Source organism: Pseudomonas sp. Sample_11 (assembly GCF_004307505.1).
GTDB classification, from domain to species: Bacteria; Pseudomonadota; Gammaproteobacteria; order Pseudomonadales; family Pseudomonadaceae; genus Aquipseudomonas; species Aquipseudomonas atacamensis.
Map to the genome: position 1 here is coordinate 37,918 of NZ_RCOD01000055.1, position 9,881 is coordinate 47,798.

General features: G+C 60.6%; 8 protein-coding genes. 3 read left to right on the forward strand and 5 right to left on the reverse strand.

The window, feature by feature from the left end:
- Positions 1-104: 104 nt before the first annotated feature.
- Entirely contained in the window at positions 105-1,451 is a 1,347-nt protein-coding gene (locus tag D8U60_RS16540) for a 3-deoxy-7-phosphoheptulonate synthase class II (RefSeq protein WP_038861070.1), read from the reverse strand.
- 151 nt (positions 1,452-1,602) lie between these two features.
- Between D8U60_RS16540 and D8U60_RS16545 the strand changes: the two genes are divergently transcribed.
- Positions 1,603-2,358: a spermidine synthase gene (locus D8U60_RS16545; RefSeq protein ID WP_039759897.1), complete on the forward strand. Its 756-nt coding sequence runs from the start codon at positions 1,603-1,605 to the stop codon at positions 2,356-2,358.
- Between the two features lie 119 nt (positions 2,359-2,477).
- Here D8U60_RS16545 and D8U60_RS16550 read toward each other — a convergent pair whose 3' ends face one another.
- Entirely contained in the window at positions 2,478-3,269 is a 792-nt protein-coding gene (locus tag D8U60_RS16550; RefSeq protein ID WP_071173120.1) for a crotonase/enoyl-CoA hydratase family protein, read from the reverse strand.
- A 419-nt stretch (positions 3,270-3,688) separates the two neighbouring features.
- On the opposite strand from D8U60_RS16550, the gene D8U60_RS16555 reads away from it, so the two are divergent.
- The gene (locus D8U60_RS16555) at positions 3,689-5,362 is read left to right on the forward strand and encodes a DEAD/DEAH box helicase (protein WP_130900502.1); all 1,674 of its coding nucleotides are present in this window, start codon (positions 3,689-3,691) and stop codon (positions 5,360-5,362) included.
- A 159-nt stretch (positions 5,363-5,521) separates the two neighbouring features.
- Here D8U60_RS16555 and D8U60_RS16560 read toward each other — a convergent pair whose 3' ends face one another.
- Positions 5,522-6,289, reverse strand: a complete 768-nt coding sequence (locus D8U60_RS16560; RefSeq protein WP_130900503.1) for a class III extradiol ring-cleavage dioxygenase — start codon at positions 6,287-6,289, stop codon at positions 5,522-5,524.
- 103 nt (positions 6,290-6,392) lie between these two features.
- Here D8U60_RS16560 and D8U60_RS16565 point away from each other — a divergent pair, with 103 nt between their 5' ends.
- Positions 6,393-7,049 carry a thiopurine S-methyltransferase gene (locus D8U60_RS16565; protein WP_130900504.1) on the forward strand — a complete coding sequence of 219 codons (657 nt, stop codon included), beginning with the start codon at positions 6,393-6,395 and terminating at the stop codon, positions 7,047-7,049.
- Between the two features lie 193 nt (positions 7,050-7,242).
- On the opposite strand, the gene htpX is transcribed toward D8U60_RS16565, so the two are convergent.
- Together htpX and D8U60_RS16575 are read right to left on the reverse strand one after the other, a co-directional pair.
- A complete protein-coding gene (gene htpX / locus D8U60_RS16570; RefSeq protein WP_007908619.1) occupies positions 7,243-8,130 on the reverse strand; it encodes a protease HtpX in 888 nt (295 codons plus the stop codon).
- A gap of 303 nt (positions 8,131-8,433) precedes the next feature.
- On the reverse strand, positions 8,434-9,645 hold the full coding sequence (locus tag D8U60_RS16575; RefSeq protein WP_016770856.1) for a pyridoxal phosphate-dependent aminotransferase: 1,212 nt from the start codon (positions 9,643-9,645) through the stop codon (positions 8,434-8,436).
- Positions 9,646-9,881 lie beyond the last annotated feature (236 nt).

Genomic DNA, 9,881 nt, shown 5'->3' on the forward strand with positions numbered 1-9,881 from the left:
TCCCACAGGTTCTGTGCCGGATACATAAATTGCATACGACACGAACCCTGTGGGAGCGGGCTTGCCCGCGAAGAGGCCAGTTCAGGCAATAAAGAACGCCAACCTCATCGCCGAACCTGCTTCAGAGTCTCGGCAATCAAAAACGCCAATTCCAGCGACTGATCGGCATTCATCCGCGGATCACAGTGGGTGTGATAACGATCGGACAAGCCATCCTCGGTAATCGGTCGCGCGCCGCCAATGCACTCGGTGACGTTCTGTCCGGTCATCTCGATATGAATGCCGCCGGCATAACTGCCTTCCGCTTCGTGCACCTGGAAGAACTGCTTCACCTCGCCAAGGATCTGCGCGAAGTCACGGGTCTTGTAGCCGCTGCTGGCCTTGATGGTGTTGCCGTGCATCGGGTCGGAGCTCCACAGCACCTGCTTGCCTTCGCGCTGGACCGCGCGGATCAGTGCCGGCAGATGATCGCCGACCTTGTTCGCGCCCATCCGCGCGATCAGGTTCAAGCGGCCCGGATCGTTATCCGGGTTGAGCACGTCGATCAGGCGGATCAGGTCATCAGGGTTCATGCTCGGTCCGACCTTGACGCCGATCGGGTTGTTCACCCCGCGCAGGAACTCAACGTGCGCGCCGTCGAGCTGGCGGGTGCGGTCGCCGATCCACAGCATGTGCGCCGAGCAATCGTAGTAATCGTTGGTCAGGCTGTCGCGGCGTACGAAGGCTTCTTCGTAGTTCAGCAGCAGCGCTTCGTGGGCAGTGAAGAAACTGGTTTCGCGCAGTTGCGGCGAGCTGTCCATGCCGCAGGCGCGCATGAACGCGAGGGTTTCATCGATGCGGTCGGCGAGGTGGCTGTACTTCTCGGCCAGCGCCGAGTTGGCGATGAAATCCAGGTTCCACTTGTGCACTTGATGCAGGTCGGCAAAACCGCCCTGGGCGAAAGCGCGCAACAGGTTCAAGGTCGCTGTGGACTGATGATAGGACTGCAGCAAACGCTCCGGATCCGGCACGCGGCTTTTTTCGTCGAAGCCGATGCCGTTGACGATGTCGCCACGGTAGGCCGGCAGGGTTACGCCGCCGATGGTTTCGTCGTTGGCCGAACGCGGTTTGGCGAACTGGCCGGCCATGCGCCCGACCTTGACCACCGGGCAGCCAGCGGCGAAGGTCATGACGATTGCCATTTGCAGCAACACTTTGAAGGTGTCGCGGATCTTCGCGGCGGAGAATTCGGCGAAACTTTCCGCGCAATCGCCGCCCTGCAACAGAAACGCGCGACCCTGGGTGACTTCGGCGAACTGGCGGCGCAGCTCGCGCGCTTCGCCGGCGAACACCAGCGGCGGATAGCTGGCCAGGGTCTGCTCGACCTGGCGCAGGTGCGCGGCGTCGGGGTATTGCGGTTGTTGCTGGATCGGCAGGGCGCGCCAGCTGTCAGGGCTCCACGGTTGGCTCATCACGGTCTCGAAGTTCATACGCAGGGAAGCGCCATGTTAGCAGCAATTAGTGCGTGACCTGCTCCCGCCCCATCGCTGACAATCGCCGCTTTGCCACGGCGCCACAGCGGTGCCATCGCGTCACCGCGCCCGGTGACCATCAGGAGACGAAATGACTGAGGAGCGCGTCGAGCATCTGCTCGCCGAAGTACAGGATGAGTTCGGCGTGATTCGCGTGCTGGAAGTGGCCGATTACCGCTTTCTCGAGTTCGGCGATGCGATCGAGCAGAGCTGCGTGTTCACCGCCGACCCGAGCTGGCTGGAGTACGACTACACCCGCGCGATGCTGATCGGCGCGCTGTGCCACGAGCAGCCGGAGAGTGCGCTGTTTCTCGGTTTGGGCGCCGGCACGCTGACCCAGGCTTGCCTGAAGTTTCTGCCGCTGGAAGACGTCGAAGCCATCGAACTGCGCCCGGACGTGCCGCGCCTGGCCATCGAATATCTCGGTCTGGATGATGATCCGCGTTTGTATATCCGCGTCGGCGATGCGCTGGAATTGCTGCCGACTGCCGAGCCGGCGGATCTGATTTTCGTCGACCTCTATACCGATGTCGGTCCCGGTGTCGGGCATCTGGCCTGGAGTTTTCTCGGCGATTGTCAGAAGCGCCTGAATCCGGGCGGCTGGCTGGTGATCAACCAGTGGGCCACCGACGATGGCAAGCCACTGGGCGCGGCGTTGTTGCGCGGGCTCTATCACCGGCATTACTGGGAGTTGCCGGTGAAGGAGGGCAACGTGATTCTGATCGTTCCGGCGGATCTCGATCAGGCGCTGGACATGCAGGCGCTGACCCAACGAGCCGAAGCGCTGGCGCCGCAGCTGGGTTATTCGTTGCAGTCGTTGATCAACAGTATTCGCCCCGCAACCTGAGTGGCGAATCGGTCAACTGTAGGAGCTGCCGAAGGCTGCGATCTTTTGATCTTGATTTTTTGAAGATCAAAATCAAAAGATCGCAGCCTTCGGCAGCTCCTACAGGGGGGGGGCACTCATCAGACGCCTTTGAAGATCCCTGGCCGCCGCTCCACCAACGACCGCACCCCCTCCCGGGCATCCTCAGTGGCGAGCAACTTCTTCACCAGCGCCGGTAATGCCTGCGCCGCCGCTGTCTCACCCTCATAACGCGCCTGTCTCGCTGACATCAAGGTCGCCTGCACGCCCAGCGGTGCCTGCCGGGCAATCCGTTCGGCCAGCTCGATCGCGCGGGGCAGCAAGTCTTCGCTGGCCATCACTTCCTGGACCAAGCCCAGATGCAACGCATCGTGGGCATCGAACTCATCGCCAGTGAGCAACCAGCGCATCGCATTGCCCCAGCCGGCGATCTGCTGGAAACGCAAAGTCGCGCCGCCAAACGGAAAGATCCCACGCTGCACTTCCATCTGCGCGAAGCGGGTATTGCTCGCGCACAGGTTGATGTCCGCCGCCAGCATCAGCTCGATGCCGATGGTCAGGCAGTAACCCTGCGCGGCGACGATGACCGGTTTGCTCACCCGTGGGCCGACGAAAACGCCCCAGGGATCGCAACCGCCGCTCGGAACCTGCCAGCCTTCGGCCAGCGCCGCGCTGGCATTGACCAGATCGAGCCCGGCGGTGAAGTGTTCGCCATGGCCGAACACCACGGCGACCCGCGCTTCGCGGTCGGCTTCGAACTCGCCGTAGGCCAGGCTCAGGTCGTTGAGCAGGTCGATATCGAAAGCGTTGCGCTTGGCCGCCCGATCGAGGCCGATCAAGTGCACATGACCACGACGTTCTCGGCTGACGCGGCCGGCGCAGGGCTGATTCATGGCTAAATCCTCAAGCGGGAAGGGCGGATGCGCGGCGCTTTGCCGCAGGTCGGTGAACCGTTTAAGCGTCATCGCCCGCAGGGCCGGGCCTTTGCAAAATAGACCGTTGCGCGATTATCCGCAAAACCCCGTTACACGGCGGTGACACACGGATAGGGGCCACAAAAAAAGCTCCCTTTTCGGGCGAAATCCGGTATAGTGCGCGCCGGCCTTTAACCGGGCCGCGTTTAGGTAGCGCATTTCCCGAAGTCAGCTTCGGCTGCACGTCCGCATTGCGGGCTCTTCCTTGACGATTCATCTTCATTCATTCGTTTTCGCAAATCCCCGCCGACAAAGCTGCCAGGGCGACTCTTGAGTCTCAACACGGCATGCGCAGCTTTGGAGCATGGGTCTTTGCGGATGCACTTAGAGGCAGACCCATGACCCAGGAAACCGGCGGATTCGCCGCTTTTAATCTCAACCCGAATATTCTTGCAGCCGTCGCAGCGACTGGCTACGAAGAGCCTTCGGCGATTCAGCAGCAATCGATCCCGATCATCATGGCCGGCCAGGACATGATTGGCCAGGCGCAAACCGGTACCGGTAAAACCGCCGCGTTCGCACTGCCTATCCTGCACCGCATCGATCCTGCCAAGCGCGAACCGCAAGCCCTGATCCTGGCGCCAACCCGAGAGTTGGCGCTGCAAGTAGCAACCGCTTTTGAAACCTACGCCAAGCAAATGCCAGGCGTTACCGTCGTGGCTGTCTACGGCGGCGCGCCGATGGGCCCGCAACTCAAGGCAATCCGTAATGGCGCACAGATTGTTGTCGCTACTCCGGGTCGTCTGTGCGACCACCTGCGTCGCGACGAGAAAGTCCTGTCGACCGTGAACCATCTGGTTCTCGACGAAGCTGACGAAATGTTGAAGCTGGGCTTCATGGATGACCTGGAAGTCATCTTCAAGGCTCTGCCATCGACCCGCCAGACCGTGCTGTTCTCGGCGACCCTGCCGCAGTCGATCCGCGCCATTGCCGAACGCCACCTGCGCGATCCGCAACACGTCAAGATCCAGACCAAGACCCAGACCGTTACCGCGATCGAACAGGCTCACCTGTTGGTTCACGCTGACCAGAAAACCTCGGCCGTACTCAGCCTGCTGGAAGTCGAAGACTTCGACGCCCTGATCATGTTCGTGCGCACCAAGCAAGCGACCCTGGACCTGGCCAGCGCCCTCGACGCCAAAGGCTACAAAGCCGCTGCGTTGAACGGTGACATTGCCCAGAACCAGCGTGAGCGCGTGATCGACTCGCTCAAGGATGGCCGCCTGGACATCGTTGTCGCGACCGACGTTGCTGCCCGTGGTCTGGACGTTCCGCGCATCACTCACGTGTTCAACGTTGACATGCCGTACGACCCGGAATCCTACGTGCACCGTATCGGCCGTACCGGCCGTGCCGGTCGCGAAGGTCGTGCACTGCTGCTGGTGACTCCACGTGAGCGCCGCATGCTGCAAGTGATCGAGCGCGTAACCGGTCAGAAAGTTGCCGAAGTACGCCTGCCAGACGCTCAAGCCGTTCTCGATGCACGCATCAAGAAACTGACCAACAGCCTGTCGCCGCTGGTTGCTGATGCCGAATCGACTCACGGTGAGCTGCTCGACCGTCTGACCGCCGACATCGGTTGCACCCCGCGTGCACTGGCCGCTGCGCTGCTGCGCAAGGCTACCAACGGTCAAGCGCTGAACCTGGCAGCGATCGAGAAGGAACGTCCACTGGTGCCGAACAACGCACCGCGTGGCGACCGTCCTGAGCGTTCCGGTGATCGTCCTGATCGTGGTGACCGCGAGCGTCGCGCGCCAATGCCTTTGGGCGAAGGCCGTGCTCGTTGCCGTACCGCGCTGGGTGCGCGTGACGGTATCGCTGCGAAAAACCTGCTGGGCGCCATCCTCAACGAAGGCGGTCTGGCCCGTGAAGCGATCGGTCGCATCCAGGTGCGTGACAGCTTCAGCCTCGTCGAGCTGCCGGAAGATGGTCTGGAGAAGTTGCTGACCAAGCTGAAGGACACTCGCGTTGCCGGTAAGCAGTTGAAGCTGCGTCGCTACCGCGAAGATTGATCCGCCCTCGGGCTGATTGATCGAACATAAAAAATCCCCGACTGGTTCGGGGATTTTTTTTGCCTGCTCTCAAGATCAAAAGATCGCAGCCTTCGGCAGCTCCTACATTTTGGAATGTGATCCACTGTAGGAGCTGCCGAAGGCTGCGATCTTTTGCTGTTAACCGAAACGATAGATATCCATGCCCAGCGCGCCCATCGTGAAGCCTTGATGAGCAATGCTGAAATTCCCGCCAGCACCGCGAGCAAAATACAACGGCAACAAGTGCTCATCACTCGGGTGACTGCGCACCGCATTCGGCGCCTGCTGGCGATAATCGTGCAGCGCCGTTTCATCGTCGGCCGCCAGCTTGTCGATCATCCAGTCACGAAAATCCCGCGCCCACGGTTCAATGCTTTCCGGGCCGGCATGCCAGTCCAGCTCGCGGAGGTTGTGGGTGATGCTGCCGGAGCCGATCAACAGAATGCCTTGCTCACGCAGGCTCGCCAGCGCACGGCCAACCCGGCTCTGCAACGCTGGCCCGCCACGACTCGGCAGCGAGACTTGCACCACCGGAAGGTCGGCGTGCGGATACATCAACGACAGTGGCACCCAAACACCATGATCAAACGGTCGTTGCGGATCGAGTCGCGCCGGCAGGTCATTGGTGTTCAACCGCTCAGCCACCTCTGCGGCCAGTTGCGGATTACCCGGGGCCGGGTACTGAACCTCAAACAGCGCACGGGGGAAACCGCCGAAGTCGTGCCAGGTTTCCGGATGCGGGTGGCTGCTGACCAGCAGTTCCTGGCTTTCCCAGTGCGCCGAGACGATGACGATGGCTTTGGGGCGCGGCAGTTCAGCGGCCAGTCGCGCCAGTGCCGGGCCGCTGGCACCGGGCTCCAGCGCGAGCATCGGTGAACCGTGGGAGATAAACAGGCTGGGCAACATGGACGGGCTCCTGAGCGCTAAGATGAACCATCTTCAGTCAGATCATCGATCTGAATCCAATATAAGTTTCTGCGGTTTTTCATCGGTTTTTCGGGAGTGATCCATGCAGCCTGAGTTTTGGTACAAGAAATGGGATTCGAACCAGATCGGCTTTCATCAGGCCGAGGCCAACCCGTATTTGCAGCGCTATTGGCCGGAGCTGGCGATTGCACCGTCAGCACGCGTGCTGGTGCCGCTGTGCGGGAAGAGTCTGGATCTGCTCTGGCTTGCCGGGCAGGGACATCAGGTGCTTGGAGTGGAGATAGCGGAAAAGGCTGTCGAGGAGTTTTTCAGCGATCATCAATTGCAGCCGCAGATCAGCGAGAAGGGCGCATTCAAGGTTTATCGCAGTGATGCTATCGAACTGTGGTGCGGGGATTTTTTCGCGCTGACGGCAGACGATGTTGCCGGTTGCACCGCGCTGTACGACCGCGCCGCGCTGATTGCCTTGCCGGACGCCATGCGCCAGCGCTACGCGGAGCATTTGCAGCAGTTGCTGGCGCCGGAGATGAAAGGGCTGGTGATTGCTCTGGATTACGATCAGTCGCAGATCCCGGGACCGCCGTTTGCGGTGAATGATGATGAGGCGCAGCGGCTGCTGGGCCAGGGTTGGCAGCTGGTGAAACTGGAAGAGCGGGATATTCTGGATGAGAGCCCCAAGTTTCTGCAGGGCGGGGTTGAGTGGTTGGTGGAGCGGGTTTATCGGGTTTCTTCCAGATAGTTTTGTCTTAGCCGTTCGGTCCCCATCGCTGGCAAGCCAGCTCCCACAAGGTCCGGGTTGCACACAACATTTGTGATTAGCGCTGAACCTGTGGGAGCTGGCTTGCCAGCGATGGGCCAGATAAAACAACCAATTTTCTCAAGGCATAAAAAAGGCCTGCATCTCTGCAGGCCTTCTTCTTACAGCGAAGGAATCAACCGCGACGACGCAGTGCGTCAATACGCTCTTCCAGCGGCGGGTGGCTCATGAACATGCGGGCGAAGCCCTGTTTGATGCCACCGTTGATGCCGAAGGCGTTCAGGGTGTCGGGCATGTGCACCGGCAGGCCCTGTTCGGCACGCAGGCGTTGCAGAGCGCCAATCATCGCGCTGGTACCGGCCAGGCGGGCGCCGGCTTCGTCGGCACGGAATTCGCGCTTGCGCGAGAACCACATGACGATTGCGCTGGCGAGGATGCCCAGCACCAGTTCGGCGAAGATGGTCGCGACGTAGTAGGCGATGCCCTGGCCTTCTTCGTTCTTGAAGATGACCTTGTCGACGAAGTTGCCGATGATCCGCGCGAAGAACATCACAAAAGTGTTCACCACGCCCTGGATCAGCGCCAGCGTGACCATGTCGCCGTTGGCGACGTGACCGATTTCGTGGGCCAGTACGGCTTTCACTTCATCGGGCGAAAAACGCTCAAGCAGGCCCTGGCTGACGGCGACCAGCGCGTCGTTCTTGTTCCAGCCGGTAGCGAAGGCATTCGCTTCGTAGGCCGGGAAAATCCCGACTTCAGGCATCTTGATCCCGGCCTCGCGGGACAATTGCTCGACCGTTTGCAGCAGCCATTGCTCATGACGGGTGCGTGGCTGGCTGATGATTTGCGTGCCGGTGCTCATCTTCGCCATCCACTTGGAGATGAACAGCGAGAACAGCGAGCCGGCGAAACCAAAGACCGCACAGAAGACCAGCAGCTGACTGAGGTCGAGGTCGACCCCGTTGGCCGCCATGAACCCGTTGAAGCCGAACAGGCTCAGGGTGATGCTGGCTATCAGCACGACCGCCAGGTTAGTGGCCAAAAACAGCAGGATGCGCATCATGGTTGTAGAACTCTCCTCAAGCTAAAGATGTAGCGTACTGCGGGGTATATAAGGTGCGGCACCGGGCTATTCAACCGAGTGACTATTTCAAACTGTGTCCTACAGCGGTTTCCTGAGCAAAAAGAAAATTCCCACCCTCGATTCCGACACGGATGACACAGCCTTTCGCCCCGCCGCCATTAGGTCAGATACGTCTGTACGGCTCGCATCGCAAGTGTAGAAGGGCTGCAAAGGCGCGGAACAAAGATGTGTTGCTGAATCAGACAGTGCGCAACAGCCAATTCGTTGCGCACTGCTGGCCCATTACTGGCGGTAGGACTTGAGGAAGTTGCCGATGCGGCCGATGGCCATTTCCAGATCATCGACGCGGGGCAGGGTGACCACGCGGAAGTGATCCGGCCACGGCCAATTGAATGCCGTGCCCTGCACCACCAGCAGCTTCTCGGAAAGCAGCAGATCAAGCACGAATTTCTCGTCGTTATGGATCGGGCAGACCTTCGGGTCGATTTTCGGGAACGCGTACAGCGCGCCCATCGGCTTCACGCAGCTGACACCGGGAATGTCGTTGAGCAGTTCCCACGTGCGGTTGCGCTGTTCCAGCAGGCGACCCTGCGGCAGCACCAGATCGTTGATGCTCTGGTAGCCGCCCAGCGCGGTCTGGATCGCGTGCTGGCTCGGCACGTTGGCGCACAGGCGCATATTGGCCAGCATGTCGATGCCTTCGATGTAACTCTGCGCGTTGTGTTTCGGCCCGGAGATGGCGATCCAGCCGGAGCGGAAACCGGCCACGCGGTAGGATTTCGACAGGCCGTTGAAGGTCAGGCAGAGCAGGTCCGGCGCCAGCGAAGCGGTGCAGATGTGCACGGCGTCGTCATAAAGAATCTTGTCGTAGATCTCGTCGGAGAACACCACCAGATTGTGCGCACGGGCGATTTCCAGCATGCCCAGCAGCACTTCCTTCGAGTACACCGCACCGGTCGGGTTGTTCGGGTTGATGATCACCATGGCCTTGGTGTTCGGGGTGATCTTGGCCTTGATGTCGGCCAGATCCGGGAACCAGTCGGCGCCTTCGTCGCACAGATAATGCACAGCGTTACCGCCAGCGAGGCTGACGGCAGCGGTCCACAGCGGATAGTCCGGGGCTGGCACCAGCACTTCGTCGCCGTTATTGAGCAGCGCCTGCAGCGACATCACGATCAGCTCGGACACACCGTTGCCCAGATAGATGTCTTCGATGCCGACACCTTCAACCTGCTTCTGCTGGTAGTACTGCATCACCGCCTTGCGCGCGCTGAACAGGCCTTTGGAATCGCTGTAGCCCTGCGCGGTCGGCAGGTTGCGGATCACGTCCTGGAGGATTTCGTCCGGCGCTTCGAAACCAAACGGCGCCGGGTTGCCGATGTTCAGCTTGAGGATGCGCTGGCCTTCCTCTTCCAGTCGTTTGGCGTGCTTGAGCACCGGGCCGCGAATGTCGTAGCAGACGTTGGCGAGCTTGTTCGATTTGCTGAACTGCATGGCGATGTGATCCCGAAAATGAACGATCCAGGCGGCAAATGGACAACCGTACTGGGATTGCTGCGTCTTCGCACAGGCGGAGGTCTGGCGCTTTAGCGCTCAGAATCCGTTTGAATGCGCCCGGTCTGGCTGCCAGACTGGCGCGTGACGAGGCGCAATCATACGTGCCGCCCGATCCGTGGAAAAGGTACAGATCGGGCTTTTTCAGCCGCTGAGGTGTGATGATGGAAAAGTTG

What these genes read in the sequence shown, in the direction of transcription:
- D8U60_RS16540 (WP_038861070.1), bottom strand. Translation starts at nt 1,451, where the DNA reads ATGAGCCAACCGTGGAGCCCTGACAGCTGGCGCGCCCTGCCGATCCAG.
- D8U60_RS16560 (WP_130900503.1), bottom strand. Translation starts at nt 6,289, where the DNA reads ATGTTGCCCAGCCTGTTTATCTCCCACGGTTCACCGATGCTCGCGCTG.
- D8U60_RS16545 (WP_039759897.1), top strand. Translation starts at nt 1,603, where the DNA reads ATGACTGAGGAGCGCGTCGAGCATCTGCTCGCCGAAGTACAGGATGAG.
- htpX (WP_007908619.1), bottom strand. Translation starts at nt 8,130, where the DNA reads ATGATGCGCATCCTGCTGTTTTTGGCCACTAACCTGGCGGTCGTGCTG.
- D8U60_RS16565 (WP_130900504.1), top strand. Translation starts at nt 6,393, where the DNA reads ATGCAGCCTGAGTTTTGGTACAAGAAATGGGATTCGAACCAGATCGGC.
- D8U60_RS16550 (WP_071173120.1), bottom strand. Translation starts at nt 3,269, where the DNA reads ATGAATCAGCCCTGCGCCGGCCGCGTCAGCCGAGAACGTCGTGGTCAT.
- D8U60_RS16555 (WP_130900502.1), top strand. Translation starts at nt 3,689, where the DNA reads ATGACCCAGGAAACCGGCGGATTCGCCGCTTTTAATCTCAACCCGAAT.
- D8U60_RS16575 (WP_016770856.1), bottom strand. Translation starts at nt 9,645, where the DNA reads ATGCAGTTCAGCAAATCGAACAAGCTCGCCAACGTCTGCTACGACATT.